The following is a 19,582-nucleotide window of genomic DNA, read 5'->3' on the forward strand; positions in this document are numbered from 1 at the left end:
ACCAGGTGTTGAATATGCAACCAATTTGAGCCGGCTTCGTTTCTAGTCCGGGTTGTAACGGGAGCGTGCTATTCATGAACCTCAGATTGGGGGATTCTTATGCCGTCTGAGGATAGCGGGGCAAAGGTTTCGCGCGCGGTCGAGCGGATCAGTTTACGTCCGGTTCCAGCGCCCGAAGCAGCAGATCCCCAACAGCAGTTTCCGCCGGTTGTCGTCGCAATTGCCATTGTCGCTGCGCTTTATTTCGCACGCGATGTTTTCGTGCCGCTGGCAATGGCGCTGCTCCTGACCTTCGCCCTTTCGCCGATGGTAACGAAGCTGCATCGTTCCGGCATTCCCAAGGCCTTTGCGGTCATTAGCGTCGTCGCCATGGCGTTCCTCGCCATATTCATCTTTGTCAGCATCGTCGTCAGTCAGCTGACGGTGCTGGCGCAGAACCTTCCAAGCTACCAGTACAATATAGAAGCCAAGATCCGTACGGTGAAGGAAGCGCAATCCGGCAACAGTATTTTCGACCGCGGCGCCAGGATGCTGAAGCGGTTCAACGATGAAATCGGCCGCTCGGACGAGGTCGAGCGTTTTGCCGTAGAGCCGGAGAAGAAGCCCGAGCCGCAGCACGAGCGGCCGCAGAACGTCGAGAACAACCAGGTGGCCGGTGGATCCCCGCTGCAGGGCAATGATCCGAACAAGCCGGTTCCCGTGGAGATCAAGTATCCGCCACCCGACCCCCTGAGCCTGCTCCAGACTTTCGCAGGCCCGCTCATCCAGCCCCTTGCCACGGTTGGCATCATCATCGTCGTCGTCATCTTCATGTTGATGCGCCGCGAGGATCTGCGCGATCGCTTCATCAAGCTCGTCGGTGCCAGCGATATCCACCGAACGACGACTGCGCTCCACGACGCCGGAAAACGTGTTGGCCAATATCTTTTGATGCAGCTGATCATCAATATCAGTTTCGGCGTTCCGATTGGAATCGGGCTCTGGGTTATCGGCATCCCCAATCCGATGCTGTGGGGTATGCTCGCGATCGTCTTGCGCTTCGTTCCCTATATCGGTCCGATCATGGCTGCCGCCTTTCCCCTCGTTCTGTCGCTGGCAGTCGATCCCGGCTGGATGCTGCTGTTCTGGACCGGCGCACTCTTCATCGTCCTTGAACTTGTCAGCAGCAATGTCATGGAGCCGTTGCTCTATGGATCAAGAACGGGCCTGTCGCCAGTTGCCATCCTGATGGCCGCAATCGTCTGGACCTGGATATGGGGGCCAATCGGACTGATCCTTTCAACGCCGCTCACGGTCTGTCTCGTCGTTCTCGGCAGGCACGTTCCGAAGTTCGAATTTCTCGACGTTCTTCTCGGCAACGAGCCTGTTCTTTCACCGCCGCAACAGCTTTACCAAAGGCTTCTTTCAGGCGATCCGGACGAAGCAACGGAAAGGGCGGAGGAGTTTCTACAGTCTTCGACGATCGAAGAATACTATGCTTCGGTCGCGATCCCGGCGCTGTTCCTCGCCGAGAACGACCGGGCGAGAGGCGTCCTTGATTCGACCCGCCGCAGCCGCGTAGCTCAGGGAACCGTTCTTCTCGTTGAAAATCTCTCGGAACATCACGATGACGAGGAGGAAGAGGAAGAAAACGGCAAGCCGGAAGAGATTGAAAAGAATGCTGATCAGCCGGGCGCTAAGCCAAAGGCAGCCATAGCCAAGGCCAAGGAGCCGCCGCCCGAAGAAGAAGCGCGTGTCGCCATTTCGGCAGGCGGTCGCGGCGAATTCGACGATGCGGCAGCCGTCATCCTTGGCGATATTCTGGAACGGCGTGGCTTCGAGGTGCGCGATATTTCCCACGACGAACTCGAATCCGGCAGCATCGGTAAGCTCGACCTTACGGGCGTCAGTGTCATTCATATCAGCTATCTCAATGTCTCGTCGGTGGCCCATGCGCGGTATCTGGTCCGCCGCATCCGGCGCAGGAACGGGCGCGTCAAGATTGTCATCAGCTTCTGGTCGGAAGATCCCGAGAATGTCGATGGTGAGAAGATCGTCGGGTCGACGCGCAACTGCCATTTTGCGTCGTCCGTGGAGGATGCGCTGGAGCTGATCAGTGCGTGAAAGGTCACGTCTTGTCAGGAGACGTCACCGGAAGATTTCAGGCTTGGAACCAAGACAAGGCTGACACGTTTCGAGGTTGCTGGCCAACCCCAGCCAGTAGCGTAAGGACCCGGTGCCTGTTCCCCCGTGGGCGCCGGGTCACATTCTTTTGGAATATTGTGGAATGTTTTCAATGAATTGAACCTGTCAGTCGCGGAACCTTTGTATGGTCTCGCCGTTTTACTGGGGTAAATGCAAATTTCAAGGAGCACATAATGGGTAGCACCAGCGATAAAGTTTCGGGCACAGCCAACAAGGCTGCAGGCAACCTTAAGCAGGCTGCAGGCAAGGTGTCAGGATCACGCAAGATGGAAGCCGAAGGCAAGGCCCAAGAGCTTAAGGGCGATGCTCAGGTAGCCAAGGGCAAGGCCAAGGACGCGGTCAAAAAGGTTGTCGACAAAGCTTGATGTATTCATCGCTTTTTTTAATTTTGGCCGGCTCGTTGAAGCCGGCCAAATGCTTTCATGGGCCCATCATCGCACTGGATATATGGCGGATAAGGGCATATTTTGAAGGCAAGCCAGACCGTGTGGGAAGAGGTAAAGGAGGATTGGATGAGCCAGAGAGCGATCGATTTTGTCAATAACTGGATCTCGACCAACGTGGATGCAAGCAAGCCGGCGGACATGGCGCATCATGACCGGCGGCCCAAACAGCTGGCAGAGAAATGTGCGGCGGATGCGGAAGCTGCGGGCATTTCGTTCGCAGAGATAAAGGATGGTCTGGGCGATCTTGAGATCTGCATGATCACCGCCATCGATCGCGCGGCCCTCGCCAAGGAAAGCAAGCAGGCTTAAGCGATCGACTAATGAAAATCCCTCGATTTCGGCAAGATGCGCACATTGCGCGGATGACGGCCCCGCGATTCTTCTGAAACAGGATGCACAACTTCATCGCTATGCGAGACGGGCAGCGTTGCGAGTTGTTCGGATAGAAGGTAAAGCGCGTTGGTTTTGTCGGTAAGCCTGGTTGCCACGACATGGACGACGTTTTCGGCGCTCTGAACAGTGCCCTCAATAAGGATCAGCCGGGCGCCCATCACTTCACGCCGGTATTTCTCTAGCATTTTCTTCCACACGACAATATTGGCGATGCCCGTCTCATCCTCGATGGTCATGAAGACAACACCCTTGGCGCTTCCCGGCCGCTGCCGGACGGTGACGACACCCGCAACCTTGACGCGGCGATTATTGCCGAGATTGTTGGCTTGCCTGCAGGTCAGGACATTCTCGCGAGCAAACATCTCGCGAAGAAACTGCATGGGGTGGCCCTTCAGGGAAAGCCGTGTCGATTCGTAATCCGCAACGACATGTTCGGAAAGTTTCATTGAAGGCAGCCTGGTCTCTGCCTCCTCCGGAAGTTCGTTGCTGTCGGCCGCCTGAAAAAGCGGCAAAGTCTCGTCGTTCGGCAGGCGCCGCACCGCCCAAAGCGCCTCGCGTCGGGCAATGCCGAGCGAACGGAACGCATCGGCATCGGCAAGGAGGACATAGGCTCTTCTCTCAAGCCGCGTCAGGCGACGGAACTCTTCGATGTTCGTATAGGCCGAGCGGCGTTTGGCCACGATGATATTTGCCCAATCCTTGGAGAAACCACCGATCTGACGCAATCCCAAGCGCGTGGCGAGGCCGTCCTCCGTCTTTTCCAGCGTATTGTCCCAGCTGCTGAAATTGATGTCGGCAGCCCGGATTTCCACGCCATGCTCGCGGGCATCGCGAACGATCTGCGCCGGCGCGTAAAAGCCCATGGGCTGCGAATTCAAAAGCGCAGCGGCAAAGGCTGCCGGATGATAGCATTTGATCCATGAGGAAATGTAGACGAGGATGGCAAAGCTTGCAGCATGGCTTTCGGGAAAGCCGTATTCGCCAAATCCCTTGATCTGATTGAAGCAATTTTCGGCAAAGCTGCGCTCGTAGCCGCGGCGGACCATGCCATCCACCATCTTCTGCTCCATCTGGTTGATCGTGCCCACACGGCGGAAGGTTGCCATGGCCCGGCGCAACTGATTGGCTTCGTCGGGCGTGAACTTTGCAGCTTCGATGGCAATGCGCATCGCCTGCTCCTGAAAGAGCGGCACGCCGAGGGTCTTTTCCAGAACGTTGCGCAATTCGTCCTTGTCACCATGCTCGGGCGAAGGGGCGGGATAGAAGACAGGCTCGATCCCGTTGCGGCGACGAAGATAGGGATGCACCATGTCGCCCTGGATCGGGCCTGGACGGACAATGGCGACCTCGATGACCAGATCGTAGAATTTTCTGGGCTTCAGGCGTGGCAGCATGTTCATCTGGGCCCGGCTTTCCACCTGGAACACGCCAAGGGAATCGGCATTGCAGAGCATGTCGTAGACCTTCTCGTCCTCCTTGGGGACGGTTGCCAGTTCGAACCGATCGCCGCCATGGAGATGGATGAGATCGAACGCCTTGCGAATGCAGGTCAGCATGCCGAGCGAAAGCACATCGACCTTCATGATGTTGAGCGCGTCGATATCGTCCTTGTCCCATTCGATGAAAGACCGCTCGGCCATGGCGGCGGGGCCGATCGGCACGGTCTCGTCGAGCCGCTCCTGCGTCAGCACGAAGCCGCCGACATGCTGGGAGAGGTGGCGGGGAAAGCCAATGAGTTCGGTTGCAAGCCGGACCGCGCGGCGGATCATCACATTGTCAGGATCGAGACCAGCCTGCCGCACCTCCTGCTTTTCAACCGCCGAACCCCAACTGCCCCAGACCGTATTGGCAAGCGCTGCGGTGACGTCCTCAGTCAGTCCCAGAGCCTTGCCGACATCGCGAATGGCACTGCGCGGGCGATAGCTGATGACGGTGGCGACGATGGCGGCGCGATGGCGCCCATAGCGTTCATAGACCCACTGCATCACCTCTTCACGCCGCTCGTGCTCAAAGTCTACATCTATATCGGGAGGTTCCTTGCGCTCGGCCGAAAGGAACCGCTCGAACAGGAGGTTGATCTTGACGGGATCGACCGCGGTAATACCGAGGCAATAGCAAACCGCCGAATTTGCCGAAGAGCCGCGTCCCTGACACAGGATCTTCTGCGATCGGGCGAAGGTGACGATGTCGTAGACGGTCAGGAAATAGGGCGCGTAATTGAGCTGGCCAATGAGGGCGAGTTCCTTTTCAAGGAGTTCGCTTACCTTGCCGGGAACACCTTCCGGATAGCGCTTTGCCGCACCCTTCCAGGTCTCGTCGACGAGATGCTGCTGGGGCGTCTTGCCTGGCGGCACAGGTTCGTCGGGATAGTTGTATTTCAACTCATCGAGCGAGAACCGGATAGGCTCGATGAAGTGACGGGTTTCAGGCAGGGCGCCAGGAAAATGCCGGAAAAGCCGCTGCATCTCCTGCGGCGATTTCATATGCCGCTCGGCGTTCCTTTCGAGCCGCCTGCCCGCCTCATCGATCGTCACATGCTCGCGAATGCAGGTCAGGACATCCTGCAGCGGGCGACGCGAGGGCGTGTGATAAAGGACATTGTTGACTGCCAGAAGGGGAATATCCGCCTTGGCTGCCATGCGGGCCAGCCTTTCACCATACCGCCTGTCCGCGCCTTGATGTGGCATGGCAAGGCCAAGCCAGACTGAACCTGGAGCCGCCAGCGCAAGTATCCTGAGGAACGGTGTTAGGTCCCTGCTGCCGCGGGCCGGCATGACGATGATCTGGAAGTCTCTCGCCCGAAACTGAAAATCCTCGAAACGGAGATGGCATTCGCCCTTTATCTTCGCTCGATCCTTGCCCTCGCTCAAAAGCCGGCAAAGCTGGCCATAGGCCGGGCGGTCGCGCGGATAGACCAGCAAATCCGGCGTATCGTCGATGAAAACCAGTCTGCATCCAATAAAAAGCTTGAGATTGATTCCCGCAGCCTTCTGCAAATCCCTGTGCGCAGAATAGGCGCGGACGACCCCGGCAAGCGTATTGCGGTCGGCAATGCCAAGGCCGTCAAGACCGAGAAGGGCGGCGGCCTTGACCAGTTCCTCCGGCTGCGATGCGCCTTCCAGAAAGGAAAAATTGCTGGTGACGGAAAGCTCGGCATAATTCATGCGAAAAGCCCATGCAGATACCAGCGCGGGTTAGGAGTGCCGCGCTCGAGCAAGCCTTCCCTGAAGACCCAGAAGCGTTTGCCGGAACTATCCTCCAGCCGGTAATAGTCCCTTGTCAGCGCACCGGAATGCTCACGCCACCATTCCGGAGCGATGCGTTCCGGGCCTTCGGCGAGGACGACATTGTGCCTGACACGGCGCCAGATGAATTGCGCCGGCGGCGAATCCGGAACCTCGAAGGTCGCCTCGATGCGTTCAGGCGGCTGGAAAAGCCTGACCGGTCGCTCCGGTGGATCGCCTTGAGGCTGCGCCGCCCATTCGCCATTGCTTTCGCGCTTGGTCTTTGATGCGGGTTCGAGAGCGACCGTTCGCTCCGGAATATGGGTGTCGACAGGGGTTGGCCGCAGGACGCGGCTATTGCCGAGGCGGATGGAAAGCCGGTCGATCAACCTTTCTACCTCTTCGGTTTCCTGCTCGCGGTCATCGAGACTTTTCTGCTGATGCCGGGTACGGTCCGTGCGCAGGGCACCGAGGCGGATCATGTCAAAGCCGAAGCCGGCATCGAGCGGCTCGGCAAGTGTAGACAAGCGCTCCTTCATCAGGCGCATCAGGGTTTTCGTATCGGTCAAGGGTCTTCCTGCCTCGATGCGCAGCCGGCGCACATTGCCGTCAGTACGGAAAAAACTCGCCTCGATTTCGCGCGCGCCTTCGACGCGCTGCCCCAGGCGGATGAACAGTTCGTCTGCCAGCTGAACAAGCACAAGCTCGACAGCTTCCATCGCAATCAAGGGCTCGGCCATGCGCCTTTCCACCATGCAGACGGGTACAATGCGGCGCGGCGAAATAGGCTTGCTCTGCCGGCCAAACAGGGCATCGAGACCCGCAACCACACCATTTCCGAAGCGGGCTGTCAGGGCTGCACGCGGCAAAACATCGAGATCACCGACGGTGCGCAAGCCGGCACGCCTGAGACCGGCAAGATGTGCGTCTTCAAGATCGAGGCTGACGAGAGGAAGCGCATAAAGCCTCTGGCTCTGGTCTGAGGGCTCGACGATACCGCCCGCAGAATGCCGGGCGAGCGCGCTTGCCGCTGCCGCATTCCCGGCAAAGGCCGTCTTCACGATCATGCCATGCCGCTGCAATTGCCGGTGAACGTCCTCAAGCAATGTGGGTTCATCGCCGAAAAGGTGGATGCACCCGGTCATGTCCAGAATAAGCCCATGCGGCGCATCGAGTGCAAACAGCGGCGTATAACGATCGCACCAGTCGGCAAGCTTTTCCAAAAGCTCGCCATCCTTGCGCGGCGAGGCGAAGGCGATGTCGAGCTTGTCGAATTGCGCGCGGGCATCGGTCAGGGCCATGCCCTTGTAAAGGCCGGCCTTGGCTGCTTGTTCGTCTACAGCCGTCAGCCTTAAGGCATTGGCAATCTTGTCCACCACGATCAGATGCTGGTCAGTAAGAGCGCGTGCCGGACTTTCGCGTTTGAGGCGGTCGGTAGGCAGGTGCGGGAACCACATTGCCAGAAAGCGGTTCGATCTGTCGGAACACATGGTCTTCACTCTCCCATTGCAGGGTCCAATGGCCGGTCATGCCCTGCCGGTTGCGAATAAGCGTCGCATCGAACACGGGATGGCCGGGGGCATTTGCCCCGCTCGATTGCGATGCGGCGGAACGGATAAGCCAGCGCGTAGTCGCGGCATTTTCCGTGGGCTGAGCGCCGAGCCGCAGGAGAAAGGCAGGCACATTCGTCTGCTGGGCCGAAAGCAGCAATTTGCGCGAGGCCGTAAGGTCGAGACACTTCGGATTGCTCCAGGGCGCGATAATCACCGCACCTGTTCCGCGAATGCCCAGGCTATCCGCAGCCGCCTTCAGCACATCCTGCGGCGTGGCACAGCGCACGATGACGAGGCGTTGCGGGTCGAGGCCGATATGCCTGAGGCCTGGCGCATAGGGAAACCCATGTTCCTGGGCCGCAAAATCCTCTTCAAGCCACAAGATGAGGCTTTGGTCGGAGGCAGCGCGCAGGGCAAGAGCGATGACGAAGCCTGTTGCTGCCCCAGCGTCACCTGCCTCATCGGCAAAGACCTCATGGACTGCGCCCCGCTCGATTCCGTGGCGGAACATGCGGTCGAGCGTTTCGATGCCGAAGGCAAAGGCAGAGCGCTTGGCGGCAGGCGAAATGCCCGCGCTCAAAGACGCAATATCACGCCGCAACGCCGTAAGATCGACGGTTGTCGCCACCTACTCAACCCCTGAATGTTCACGATATGTTCTATTATGGAATCCAATGGCGGTGAGAGTCAAGCAGTTGCCTGAGTTTACGTTCTCAACGATCGATGCGCGTCGAAAGAATAATCGATGACATGGTGCGCTCAACGCCCTCAAGCGCGCCGATCTCGTCAAGCAATCGGTCGAGCTCCTGGATCGAAGGCGCTTCGACGATAACGATCATGTCGAATTGTCCGCTGACCGAATGCAGCGTTCTCACCCAAGCAATCTTTTTGAGGGCCGCCTCCACCTTGACGGCAAGCTTTGGCAAGGCGGTGACGAGCACATGCGCCTTGACGAGATTCTGCTCATACTCCGGCGAAAGCTGCACGCCATAGCCGCGGATCATTCCGCGCTTCTCCAGTCGCTCGATGCGGCTTTGCACCGTCGTGCGCGAAACGCCAAGCTTGCGGGCGAGATCGGCGGTGGAAGTCCTTGCATTCTCGCGCAACAGGGAGAGCAGGGCATGATCGGCGTCTGTCAGCATATTAACTAATCCATTCGTCGAAATACTAAAAATTAGCATGTCATATCGTCAGTTTACATACTTCATTCCGCCGAACAAGCCTGCGACATTCCGCGAGATTATTTTGTCCATTGGGGAATCACATGAAAAGTATTGTTGTCGTAGGCGCAGGCAAAATCGGCGGAACAATCGCCAATCTACTCGCCAATACCGGGGATTACAGCGTCACCGTCGTCGATCGCTCGCAAGCCCAGCTCGATGGGCTCGACGTATCGGCGAACGTTGCAACGAAATGCATCGAAATCGACGAAGCCGGAGCGCTTGAAGGGGTTCTTGCAGGAAAATTCGCTGTATTGAGCGCTGCGCCCTTCCACCTAACCACGCGCATTGCCGAGGCAGCTGCCAAGTCCGGCGTCCATTATCTCGACCTTACCGAAGACGTCGCCAGCACCCGCATTGTCAGGCAGCTTTCGGCAACGGCAAAGACTGCTTTCATCCCGCAGTGCGGTCTTGCGCCAGGCTTCATCTCGATCGTGGCCAACGACCTCGCCAAGCGTTTCGACTCGCTTGAAAGCGTGCGCATGCGCGTCGGCGCATTGCCGCAATATCCGTCCAACGCGCTCAACTACAACCTGACCTGGAGCACGGACGGTGTCATCAACGAATATTGCGAGCCTTGCGAAGCCATCGTCGATGGCGAGTTGATCGAAGTTCCGGCGCTCGAAGAGCGCGAGGAATTCTCCCTCGACGGCGTTACCTACGAGGCATTCAATACCTCGGGTGGTCTCGGCACCCTGTGCGAATCGCTGCTCGGCAAGGTGCGCACCCTCAACTATCGTACCATCCGCTATCCCGGCCATGCCGCCATCATGAAGGCGCTGTTGAACGATCTCGGCCTGCGCGATCGCCGCGATGTGCTGAAGGACATTCTGGAGAATGCGCTGCCGTCCACCCTGCAGGATGTCGTCGTCATCTTCGTCACCGTCAGCGGCCGCAAGAAGGGCCGCCTCCTGCAGGAAACCTATGCCAATAAGGTCTACAGCAACCATATCGGCGCGCAGCTTTACAGCGGCATCCAGATAACGACGGCATCGGCCATCTGCGCCGTGCTCGACATGCTGGCCAAGGGCGAACTGCCGCAGCAGGGCTTCATCCGCCAGGAAGACATCGCGCTCGACACTTTCCTAGCCAACCGCTTCGGCAAGGCTTACGCCCAGGCTGAATCGGCAGGACGTCTCGTCGCTTAAATACCCTCGGCGTTCGAAATGAGAGAAAGAGGAGTTGGCCCCGGCCAGCTCCTCTTTTTTGTGCAAAGGCGAGATTTCACTGATCGCCGCATCGAATTTACTCTCGCGCGTTCGGCGGCCGATGGCCTGTGGCAAACCGCCGAATTTGCGGTCTCGCTGCCAGCGTTATACGCTACTTAGAACCACTCGCCCTTGCGCATGACCGGCACGGCGGATCCGTCCTTGTTGATGCCGTCGACATCGATCTCGCCCGAACCGATCATCCAGTCGATATGGATGAGGCTCTTGTTTCCGCCCCGCGCCGCAACTTCATCCGGCGTCAACCTGTCGCCATTGATGAAGCACTTCGAATAGCACTGGCCTAGCGCGATGTGGCTGGCGGCGTTTTCATCGAACAGCGTGTTGAAGAACAGGAGGCCCGACGCCGAGATCGGTGACGAATTCGGTACGAGAGCGACTTCGCCGAGGCGCCGCGCGCCTTCGTCCGTGCCAAGCACCTTGTTGAACACTTCTTCGCCGCGCGTTGCCTTCGCTTCTATGATCTTGCCGCCTTCGAAGCGAACCTTGATGTTCTCTATCAATGTTCCCTGATGCGAGAGCGGCTTGGTGCTCGATACGTGACCATCGACGCGCAGGGCATGCGGGGTTGTAAATACTTCTTCGGTCGGTATGTTGGGGTTGCAGGTGATGCCGTTCTTGGCAACCGATGCGCCGCCATGCCACTCGTGCTCGTCGGCGAGCCCGACGGTCAGATCGGTGCCCGGGCCCTTGAAATGCAATGCGGAAAAGGCATGGGCGTTGAGCCAGGCCGTGCGACGGTGCAGGGCGGCGTTGTGATCGCGCCAGACGCTGACCGGATCCTCGATATCGACACGCGATGCGGCGAAAATCGCATCCGCGAGCATCGCTACCGCAACGTCCGGATCCTGATCCGGGAAGACTTGCCTGGCCCAGGAGGGGTTGGGATAGGAAACAATGTTCCAGTTGATGTCGAACCCGGCAATCTTTTCCAGCGCCGGCTGATAGGCGCGCGATTGCGCTCGATTAGCGCGGGCGACCTTCTCCGGATCTTCGGCGGAAAGCAGCATGGGGTTATCGCCGGCCACGGCGAGACGCGCGGTATTTTCTGAGAACGCCTTGGCCATGCCTTCATAGAGCCAGCCTGCAGAGCGGTCGAAGCTGTCGTCCGGCGCGTTGCGATAGCGCATCAGCGTCGTTTCTTCATCGTTATAAAGCGCCGTTACGAGGCCGGCGCCAGCGTTATAGGCATGTTCGGTGATGCGGCGCACGAGTGGCACCGCAGCAAGCGGCGCGGTGATCAAAAGATCCTGCCCGGGCTGCAGCTGCAGGCCGATCTTGACGGAAACTTCCGCCAGACGGTCAAGCTTGACGGGATCGACGGACGGGATTTTGGGGGATGAGGTCATTGGAAATCCATGCTGATCAAAACGATGCTCCAGCATAGAACCGGACCAACGGCCGCATCAAGGCACGGATCCGAATTAAGTTCAGTCAGCATAGACCCGGCTGTGATCGCGCGGTTGTGCTGATCAGTCAGTGCCCTTCAGGAATGCGGCGAATTTTTCCTGATAGTCCGGATGCCAGCGCGAAAGCGGCGGGCGGTTCTCGATCATGTCGTGCGCGGCCCATAATATGCGCTTTTCATCCAAGGCGCGGGTCACGTCGTTATCGGGACAAAGAATGTAGAAATCGCCCTTAGACACGCGCTCGAGCATGAAATCGACGGTCTGTTCAGCTGTCCATGCGCCCGCTGGTTTCTCTGTTCGACCGCCTGCGGCGAGCGGCGTATAAACGAATCCGGGAATGAAAAGATGTGCCGTTACGTGACAGTCCTTCGTGTTGCGTAACTCGTGCTCTAGGGCCTCGGTGAAGGTTTTGACGCCGGATTTGGAGACATTGTAGGCCGGATCGCCGGGCGGGGTGGTGATCCCCTGCTTGGACCCCGTATTGATGATGAGCCCGGGCTTCTGCCGCTTTATCATCGAAGGGCCGAAAACCTGGCTGCCACGGATGATGCCAAAGAGGTTGACGGCGAGGATGCTGTCCCAGTTTTTTGCATCGAAGACGCTGCTGCCGGGCTGGATACCGGCATTGTTCATCAGAATATCGGCCCCGCCGAATTTGGCGTCGACCGCCTCTCTCAGGTGCTCGAGCTCTGGCACATTCGTGACATCCGTCGCAACGGCCAAGACATTCTCACTTCCGGCCTCGGTCGCCAACGTGGCGCGGGCCGTCTCGAGCTTTTCCCCGGCAAGGTCAGCAATTGCGACTTTGAGACCCATCCTGGCGAAGCGCCTGGCCGCCGCAAACCCTATGCCTGATGCGCCTCCTGTTATAACTGCAACGTTGGATGGTAAAAAAGCCGGATGCGCCATGTCTTTTCCCTCCAATGAGATCGCGTCGAAGCCTGAATCTAGCAGACGCCAGACACGGAAGTAAAACCATTCGGTCAGCCGAAGTTCGGCACGCGCATATAGTGCGCAAGCGGGCCTATCTGATCCTGCGAATCATAGCCATGAGTCTGTTGCGCTGCCTCCAGCGCTTTTTGCCGGAGCGCTTCGACAATCTCTTTTTCGGTACTTTCGCCCATGCACAGCGCCTGCAGGAGGACAATCCTCGCCGTATCGGCAATGCCGGAGCGATCTTCATTGAGAGCGATATCGAGAATAACCCTGCTGAAGTCGATGCGCTCCAGCGAGAGGGCCGTTATGTAACGTTCGCGATGCGCGTTTTCCGCATCGATGAGGGCATAGAGCTTTTCACGAAGGTCTGCACCGACGTTCTCGTACTGCGTTGCCAGATCCGGCGCGGCGGCGGCAAGTTTCTGCTTTTGCCGCTCGCGGTGCCGCCGCTGTCTCTCCGCATTGCTAAGTGCCATGTCTCACTGTCTGCGCCGTAACGAAAACGAATCACTTGTCCCTCACTTGATAGGCCCGCATGCCATGACGGGCAACATTTCGAGGCCGTTACGCACAGACTGTTCCCGCTGCTATTGCCCCCAGGGCGTTACGTAACCCACCCAACAGAGGTCGGAGAGGGCCCAAAGGCCTGCGGAAACAAATTGTTAGGACAATTTCCCCTATCGTCAGGCGAATCGATTGCCAACCGCGCCTGCGGGAACCGGGAAGAATATGAGCATGTTTGAAGCCGAAGCCACCACGCCGTGCCGGGTCATCGCATTTCCGCTTACGCGGAGGGCGGCGAAGATTCGCGAAGTGGCGGCAAGGATCGCCGAAAAGGTCTCGGACCGGCAGGCGGGCGCCTATCGAAACCAGGTGGCAGAAACGCTCTTCAGACACCTCAGCAAAATCGGCATCGCCGAGGAAGAGCAGGACGAACAGGTCGGCGCCTTCTTCTCGGCCGTTGAACGCGAGCTTGCGCGCCTATCTTACTTTGAGGACGCCAACGGCGAAACGGCCTATTAAATCTTCGACAAGCAAAAGCCCGCCAATTCCGACGGCGGGCTTTTAATTTTCATTGTTTAACATTACCTGACGGCAACAACGTCGCCTGTGCGACGGTCGATATCGACACGGATATCGTCACCGCGGCGGTCTATGCCTTCCACGACGAATCGCGAACCTCTGCGCCTTACATCGTCTACGTCGCGAACACCTTCGCTTCGCGCGATCCGGACCGCATCACGTTCGGAAATTTCCCGCGAACGATAGGCCGGTTCCCTCTGTGGCTCAGCCAGTCGGACGCCATCGGGGCCAATTACGATAGATTGCGCAAATGCCTGTGGCGCGGACGTTAGCGCGACCAAGGCGGTCGCTCCGATGATCAACAGTTTTCTCATAACTCTTCCCTCATAGTTGTTGAATGTTCCGCCCATTCAGCGAGTCAACGTTCAAGTTGCGGGGTGGTTCCTTGCATTCATGTGCGACGAACCACCGCGCAAAAATCCCTCGGGCAGTAGAGGCGCCGGTCGGGGCGGTAAGGTGCACTGCACAAAACGGTCGGAAATATGTCACCGGCGATCGTCACGCGGCTGAATAACAGAAATGCTCACTGAAGCCGGACAAGGGCCTCTTCATATTTCGCCAGCTTTTCTTCGGCTTGCGATGATTTACGATTGTTCCTGACCTTGGCGATATTATCCTTCAAATCCATGATCTTGACCCGCCTGCCGAGATCATTGTCGCGCGTGCGCTGCACGAAATCAAAGTAATCCTCGTTGTGGCGGCGGGTCACGGCGTCAACCGCTGCGATAATCTGTTCGGAAAAACCTTCATTCCGCAGATTTTCGAGTGTCCAGCCGGTTTTCTCGACAACGTCGTGGAGAACGGCGACGATTCGCTCGTCCTCATCGTGGAGGCCAAGCATCACCCGAAGCGGGTGCAAAATATAGGGCTCATCATTTTCAGTGCGGTAACCAGCATGGGCACTCGCAGCAATGGATATGGCTTGCTCGAGGGATGGCATGGCAGAACTCCCGGACGTTCTTGATGAAGATCATAACTGCCCGGGAGTGAAACTGTTCCACCCGTGAAACCCTGTAATCACACTGAAAAAAAGCGCATTTGAGCGATGTGTTTTTCGCCCGCTCTAGTAGCTCAACTTCGGGTACCAGTCCGAACCTCGACCCTCCGGCGTACAGTCAAGAATCGTCCAGATCGGCATCAGGTCCGGCGCGCCGCGCGGATCCTGCCCGGGGTCCGCCGTGACAAACCCCATCTCGCCACCCCAGAAATGGCGGATCGTTCCGTCGCGCCGCGTGAAGACATTGAAGGCCGCGTCATCCCCGCCTTCCGGCGGCCAGGCATGATAGTCGCGGCTGAACGCACCACTGGTGTCGGAATAGAGCTTCAAAGCCTGCCAGCCGCGCTCCTTTTTGAAGGCAACAAGGCGTTCGATGGGCGAGCGAGCAACGACCGCCAGCGCAACGCGCTGTTCGACATCGCGAGCTTCGCCGTCCCAGGCACTCAGCAGCGAGGTGCACATGGGGCAAGGACGTTCACGCTCCGGTCCGAACATGTAGTTGTAGACGACAAGCGTCTGCTTGCCACTGAACAAATCGGCAAAGCTGACGGGTCCGTCCTCGCTGTCAAAGCGATAGTCCTTTGCAACCTCGCCGCCCGGCGGCAAGGCCCGCCGCTGTTCGGCGACGCGTTCGATATGCCGCCTCAGTTCGATCTCCTCCGCCAGAAGGGCATCGCGTGCCTGCCGGTAGGCGGCGCTTTCGTTGGGATAGCGTACGCCATTGCGGCTGGCGAGTTCGGCTGCGGGAGTAAGCAAATGGGATATGCTCATGGCTCGATCCTCTGAAGTTGGCGCCTTGCGCGTGCATTGCGGCAGTTCTGGCATCAGATGCCATTCCGCCGTGCTGAAGTTTCCGCCCAATAAGGTTGATATCAACATATTGCGCAAATGGCAAACTTTGATGGCCCGCATCTGTTCCGGGCAGGAGGGGGACGGCAGGGAGGGGGATGGGGGACGGTGAGGCGAGGGTGGGGGCGACGGGTGAGGCGAGGGCGGGAGTGACGCTCAGAGGCCTAGGACGACGGCAAAAAACGGAGAAGTATGGAATCAAAGTGTTCACATTCCACATCCGTCGTTGATGTCTAAGCCACTAGAAACAGCCCTGGGCGTTATAGTCTCGTGCGGAACCAGGGGGGCGATATGACCACGTCGTCGGTGAGAGCGGGTCAATAGGCACTACCTTCATCCAGCCCCCGCCGTCATCCTCGGGCCCTTGTCCCGAGGATCCATGCCTGCGTAGGAGGCGTATAACGGCAAGCCTCAGGATGCCGGAAAGCCAAAATTGATGCTGTTTCGATTTTCGCAGGCCGTGATAACTTCTCTCCCAGGAGAAAACGGATGGATGCAGACATAACGATCAGGCGGGCGCGGGACATTTCCGACTTCGAAGTCGCAAGGGAGTTCGTCAGTGCGCTCGGAGCATGGGATACAGATATCAATTCCGGCGCCGGCATGCCGTTCCACGAGGTCGTCGCCGCTTATTTCGGCGCTTCACCGCAGGACCTCATGGCGAAATTTTCAGAAGACGGCGCGGATTTCTTCATTGCCCATATCGGGGGCGAGGCCGTCGGTTGCGTGGGCTGTACCGATGAAGGCGACGGCGTCGGGGAAGTTCACAAACTATATGTAAAGCCGCAGCTGCGCGGCAAGCGCGTCGGGCTCGCGCTTATGACGACCGTGATGAATGCCATGCGCGAACAGGGCGCGACCACAGCGCGACTTGTGACTGCCACCTACATGAACGAGGCAATTGCCCTTTATCGCGGTCTCGGCTTTGAAGAGTGCGAGCCCTTCGACCCGGTGCCCGACAGGATTACCATGTTCATGCAATGCTCCCTCGTACGTTGAGCGCCGAAGCGCGCCGCGCCGGTTCCTAGAAGCCAAACGACTGCTGTGCGGCTGGTGCCGGGCCAACCTGAACGCCTTCAAGCTCAAGCATGCGCATTTTTGCAGTGGACCCGCCTGGCGCCGAAAAGCCACCTATCTTGCCACCCGCGGCAAGGACGCGATGACAGGGAATAATCAGCGCGACCGGGTTTTTAGCCATGGCAACCCCGACGTCGCGCGCAGCTTCGGGACCGGCGCCAAGTTGCTTTGCCAGTGCACCATAGGTGGTGGTATCACCCCAGCCAACGCGCCGTGCCGCAGCATAAACCGCCGTAAAGAACGGGTCCTGTTCGCCAAGATCGAGTGTCAAACTGGAAAAATCGGTTTCTTCGCCGGAAAAATAGCGCTTCACCTCGGCGACTGCGGCGGTTATTTCAGCCGGAGGGTTCGCCGGCGCTCCATCGGGAATGCGGCGCAACAGGTTACGCTCCGTTGCCTCCGCGGTGCGGGACGGGAGTTGAAAACGGGTAATGCCGATATCATTCCAGGCGATGCCGCAAAAGCCAGCAGGCGTATCAAAGATATAGTATTGGTGCGTTGTCATGGCAGGCACTCTCAAGTTTCAGCCTGCATCAAGAATCGTCGCTTTGGCGTCGAGATTCAATCCGATTCCTGCAGCATGCTGACAAAACCCGATTGAATTGCCTGGCGCGGTTGGGCGCGCCAGGCTTTGAGGCTTTACTTATAGGCCTTGTTCGTCGCCGCTAGGTTGGTTTCCTCATCTGTGTCGCGATGATGGCCCCCGAGAGCCGCCGCGACACTGGCAATGAATGCGCCAATCAACAGCGAGAACGCTGCCATGAAGGCTGCGGTGGCACCCGCCTTGCGGGCCTTGTCAGCGGCTTCTGCGGCCGCCTTCTTCGCTTCGTCGGCGCGTGCCAGAACAGCATCAACCCTTGCTTTGGCATCGGCTTCACTCAGTCCGGTACGAGAGGCCACAACCTGGTCCAGATAGTTGCGGTCATCCGGCGGAAGCGTGCCTGTTGTCGCGGCGTTCAGCAGTATGCGCGAGACTTCTCCGGCCGCCTGACTAGCGCTGTCCGGGGAAGTCGCGGTTGCCGGCGTGGCAGGCCGCAGCAGGCTGTCGACAAAGTACGACACCGATGTATCGTTGGCCGCAGCGCCGGCCGCGGAAGCGGTAGCATTCGCGGTGCCCGAGACAACGCTGGACGCCGCCTTTACGCCGGTACTGATGGTCGACGTGACGGCGCTGCCCAGCAAGGCTGCGACGAACAGTGTCGCCAAGGCCCATGCGATGAAGCCGTGGGCAGTATCACGAAAATATACCTCGTTGGTGTGAACGCCCGTCCACTTGGTCCTGAGGCGGCCGGTCAGATAGCCACCCAGTCCCGACGACAACCACTGAATAAGGATCAGCCATATCGCCGTCGATACGGCAAAGGTCGTCAGCGAAGCACTCTGAGATGCCCAGGGCGACACGATGGTCAGCCCCAGGCCTGATCCGAGCAACGTCAGCAAAACCGACGCCGCTGCGGCCGTGACTGAGCCCGCGACAATCGGCCCCCAGCTCACGGCGCTCGAACTCGACTCGACAGTCGTGTCCGTGCCTGAATTTATATCGGTAAATGACATGCTTCGCTCCTATCGCATGAACAGGAAGAGAAGCAGGATGATCGGGATCGGAACTCCGAGCAGCCAAAGAAGAATACCGCGTCCCATAGAAACCTCCTTAAGGTGTCAAGCTTTGCTTTTGGCTGGCCATGATGTGCCAGCCGTATCACTAGAAGCTGTAACGTCCCTATTTGTTCCCGAGCGACTTTATTGTCGACCGCGGCCGATTCCAGCCGGGAATGGCATTCTCCCGGCGATAGACCGAAAAGTCGGATAGGGCCCTATCGCATCAGACCCGCAGCGCGAAGCGCGTTTTCAATGACGCTGCCGACAGCCTGATCGCCGCCGCGAGCGTCGTTGAGGCCGGTTCCTTCAAGCGCAGGCTTGATTGCTTCGACTTTCTGCCGCTCTGTTTCAGTGATCAGGTTCCAGGTATCGGCGATGTGCCAGGTCGAGGAAACGCCCACATCGAGCATGAAAGGACCTGCCGCTCCATACCCGTCAATGCCGCCGGTCTTGATGGGAGTTCCATGGGCCATGCCCTTGATCGTATGGGCTTCGATGCATGCGACACCGTTCGCATCCCGCCATGTCCTGCACTGGTGTTTTTGGGTCAGCGAAGTGATGGTCGGCGCATCGTCGAGATCGCTCAAGTGCCACCACTGGCCAATGATCGCTTCCATATTGACAGGATCGACGGTCGTATCCGCGCTTCCATGCCAGACGGATATCGCCGGCCAGGAACCCGCGTGACCGGAGGCTTTGCGGACTTTCTCCGCCAATGCCCGACTTTCCGGCAAGCCATGGCCGCGCATGCGGTCAAACGCCTCAGGGATGGTGGATGCAGTACCGAACGGCAGGCCGGCGATGATCGCGCCTGCCTTGAACAGTTCCGGATAGGTTGAAAGCATTGCGGCGGCCATGGCGCCACCCGCCGAAAGACCAGTTATATATGTCCGCGATCGATCGATCGGATAGCGCGCCGACATCGCCACGAGCATCTGACGGATCGACTCCACTTCGCCCTGTCCCCGGCCGACGTCGCCCGGGTTGAACCAGTTGAAGCAGAGGTTCGCGTTGTTGCCACGCTGCTGTTCCGGAAATAGCAGCGCAAACCCGTGCGTGTCAGCCAATTCGGACCATCCCGAGCCGCGATCATAGCCGGCTGCGGTTTGCGTGCAGCCGTGGAGAACCACGACCAGAGGCGAGCCTGGCTTGAAGCTTGCCGGAATATAGTGCCATGCCCGCAATTCGCCGGGGTTCTGGCCAAAATCCGCAAGTGCCTTGAGGCGCGTACTTCCGCCAGCGTCAATGATGCCTGCCGGCATGCGATTTACGTTCAGGCGTCTGATCGTGTCGGCTATGTTGCGCATGAAGGCATCCTTTCGCGTCAGCGACCACAATGGCGCCAATTGCTTATAACGCAAGTGCGAAAGGAAAGTTGCTGCACTG

At 58.6% G+C, this 19,582-nt stretch carries 19 protein-coding genes; 6 read left to right on the plus strand and 13 right to left on the minus strand.

From position 1 onward, the window contains the following. The first annotated feature begins 99 nt into the window (after window positions 1-99). The 3 genes from BLR72_RS09795 (at window position 100) to BLR72_RS09805 (ending at window position 2,939) form a co-directional block, all read left to right on the plus strand. The gene (locus BLR72_RS09795) at window positions 100-2,103 is read left to right on the plus strand and encodes an AI-2E family transporter (RefSeq protein ID WP_091947809.1); all 2,004 of its coding nucleotides are present in this window, start codon (window positions 100-102) and stop codon (window positions 2,101-2,103) included. A 254-nt stretch (window positions 2,104-2,357) separates the two neighbouring features. Further along, window positions 2,358-2,549: a CsbD family protein gene (locus BLR72_RS09800; RefSeq protein ID WP_027231102.1), complete on the plus strand. Its 192-nt coding sequence runs from the start codon at window positions 2,358-2,360 to the stop codon at window positions 2,547-2,549. A gap of 147 nt (window positions 2,550-2,696) precedes the next feature. After that, window positions 2,697-2,939: a DUF768 domain-containing protein gene (locus BLR72_RS09805; RefSeq protein ID WP_091947811.1), complete on the plus strand. Its 243-nt coding sequence runs from the start codon at window positions 2,697-2,699 to the stop codon at window positions 2,937-2,939. An 8-nt stretch (window positions 2,940-2,947) separates the two neighbouring features. Here the strand turns inward: BLR72_RS09805 and BLR72_RS09810 are convergent, their stop codons facing one another. The 4 genes from BLR72_RS09810 to BLR72_RS09825 all read right to left on the minus strand — a co-directional run bounded on the left by BLR72_RS09810 (window position 2,948) and on the right by BLR72_RS09825 (window position 8,942). Beyond that, window positions 2,948-6,187, minus strand: coding sequence for an error-prone DNA polymerase (locus BLR72_RS09810; protein ID WP_091947814.1), 3,240 nt, complete (start codon window positions 6,185-6,187; stop codon window positions 2,948-2,950). Continuing rightward, window positions 6,184-7,626 carry a Y-family DNA polymerase gene (locus BLR72_RS09815; RefSeq protein WP_091948623.1) on the minus strand — a complete coding sequence of 481 codons (1,443 nt, stop codon included), beginning with the start codon at window positions 7,624-7,626 and terminating at the stop codon, window positions 6,184-6,186. The genes BLR72_RS09810 and BLR72_RS09815 overlap by 4 nt, the downstream gene beginning before the upstream one ends. Before the next feature lie 13 nt (window positions 7,627-7,639). After that, window positions 7,640-8,428 carry an ImuA family protein gene (locus tag BLR72_RS09820; protein ID WP_091947817.1) on the minus strand — a complete coding sequence of 263 codons (789 nt, stop codon included), beginning with the start codon at window positions 8,426-8,428 and terminating at the stop codon, window positions 7,640-7,642. Between the two features lie 85 nt (window positions 8,429-8,513). Then, entirely contained in the window at window positions 8,514-8,942 is a 429-nt protein-coding gene (locus BLR72_RS09825; protein ID WP_027231106.1) for an Lrp/AsnC family transcriptional regulator, read from the minus strand. Window positions 8,943-9,064: 122 nt separating this feature from the next. On the opposite strand from BLR72_RS09825, the gene BLR72_RS09830 reads away from it, so the two are divergent. Further along, window positions 9,065-10,168: a saccharopine dehydrogenase family protein gene (locus BLR72_RS09830; protein ID WP_091947820.1), complete on the plus strand. Its 1,104-nt coding sequence runs from the start codon at window positions 9,065-9,067 to the stop codon at window positions 10,166-10,168. A gap of 176 nt (window positions 10,169-10,344) precedes the next feature. Here the strand turns inward: BLR72_RS09830 and BLR72_RS09835 are convergent, their stop codons facing one another. The 3 genes from BLR72_RS09835 to BLR72_RS09845 all read right to left on the minus strand — a co-directional run bounded on the left by BLR72_RS09835 (window position 10,345) and on the right by BLR72_RS09845 (window position 13,067). After that, a complete protein-coding gene (locus BLR72_RS09835) occupies window positions 10,345-11,595 on the minus strand; it encodes an aminopeptidase (protein WP_091947823.1) in 1,251 nt (416 codons plus the stop codon). Window positions 11,596-11,718: 123 nt separating this feature from the next. Continuing rightward, a complete protein-coding gene (locus BLR72_RS09840; RefSeq protein WP_091947827.1) occupies window positions 11,719-12,564 on the minus strand; it encodes an SDR family NAD(P)-dependent oxidoreductase in 846 nt (281 codons plus the stop codon). Window positions 12,565-12,638: 74 nt separating this feature from the next. Then, a complete protein-coding gene (locus BLR72_RS09845; RefSeq protein WP_027231110.1) occupies window positions 12,639-13,067 on the minus strand; it encodes a hypothetical protein in 429 nt (142 codons plus the stop codon). Between the two features lie 253 nt (window positions 13,068-13,320). On the opposite strand from BLR72_RS09845, the gene BLR72_RS09850 reads away from it, so the two are divergent. Beyond that, entirely contained in the window at window positions 13,321-13,614 is a 294-nt protein-coding gene (locus BLR72_RS09850) for a DUF6074 family protein (RefSeq protein ID WP_091947830.1), read from the plus strand. A 62-nt stretch (window positions 13,615-13,676) separates the two neighbouring features. Here BLR72_RS09850 and BLR72_RS09855 read toward each other — a convergent pair whose 3' ends face one another. From BLR72_RS09855 to BLR72_RS09865, 3 genes are all read right to left on the minus strand, one after another. After that, the gene (locus BLR72_RS09855; protein ID WP_091920968.1) at window positions 13,677-13,988 is read right to left on the minus strand and encodes a PepSY domain-containing protein; all 312 of its coding nucleotides are present in this window, start codon (window positions 13,986-13,988) and stop codon (window positions 13,677-13,679) included. A 209-nt stretch (window positions 13,989-14,197) separates the two neighbouring features. Continuing rightward, window positions 14,198-14,614, minus strand: coding sequence for an HD domain-containing protein (locus tag BLR72_RS09860; RefSeq protein WP_091947832.1), 417 nt, complete (start codon window positions 14,612-14,614; stop codon window positions 14,198-14,200). Window positions 14,615-14,737: 123 nt separating this feature from the next. Further along, window positions 14,738-15,442 (minus strand): DUF899 family protein, encoded by a 705-nt coding sequence (locus BLR72_RS09865; protein WP_091948627.1) that lies wholly within the window; start codon window positions 15,440-15,442, stop codon window positions 14,738-14,740. 567 nt (window positions 15,443-16,009) lie between these two features. Here BLR72_RS09865 and BLR72_RS09870 point away from each other — a divergent pair. Further along, on the plus strand, window positions 16,010-16,519 hold the full coding sequence (locus BLR72_RS09870; RefSeq protein ID WP_091947836.1) for a GNAT family N-acetyltransferase: 510 nt from the start codon (window positions 16,010-16,012) through the stop codon (window positions 16,517-16,519). Between the two features lie 25 nt (window positions 16,520-16,544). Here the strand turns inward: BLR72_RS09870 and BLR72_RS09875 are convergent, their stop codons facing one another. From BLR72_RS09875 to BLR72_RS09885, 3 genes are all read right to left on the minus strand, one after another. Further along, on the minus strand, window positions 16,545-17,102 hold the full coding sequence (locus BLR72_RS09875) for a methylated-DNA--[protein]-cysteine S-methyltransferase (protein ID WP_091947839.1): 558 nt from the start codon (window positions 17,100-17,102) through the stop codon (window positions 16,545-16,547). 134 nt (window positions 17,103-17,236) lie between these two features. Further along, on the minus strand, window positions 17,237-18,151 hold the full coding sequence (locus BLR72_RS09880) for a hypothetical protein (protein WP_091947842.1): 915 nt from the start codon (window positions 18,149-18,151) through the stop codon (window positions 17,237-17,239). Between the two features lie 260 nt (window positions 18,152-18,411). After that, the gene (locus BLR72_RS09885; protein ID WP_091948630.1) at window positions 18,412-19,503 is read right to left on the minus strand and encodes an extracellular catalytic domain type 1 short-chain-length polyhydroxyalkanoate depolymerase; all 1,092 of its coding nucleotides are present in this window, start codon (window positions 19,501-19,503) and stop codon (window positions 18,412-18,414) included. Between the last annotated feature and the right edge of the window lie 79 nt (window positions 19,504-19,582).

The sequence above is a fragment of the Phyllobacterium sp. YR620 genome, from assembly GCF_900104165.1.
In the GTDB taxonomy this organism is placed as follows: domain Bacteria; phylum Pseudomonadota; class Alphaproteobacteria; order Rhizobiales; family Rhizobiaceae; genus Phyllobacterium; species Phyllobacterium pellucidum.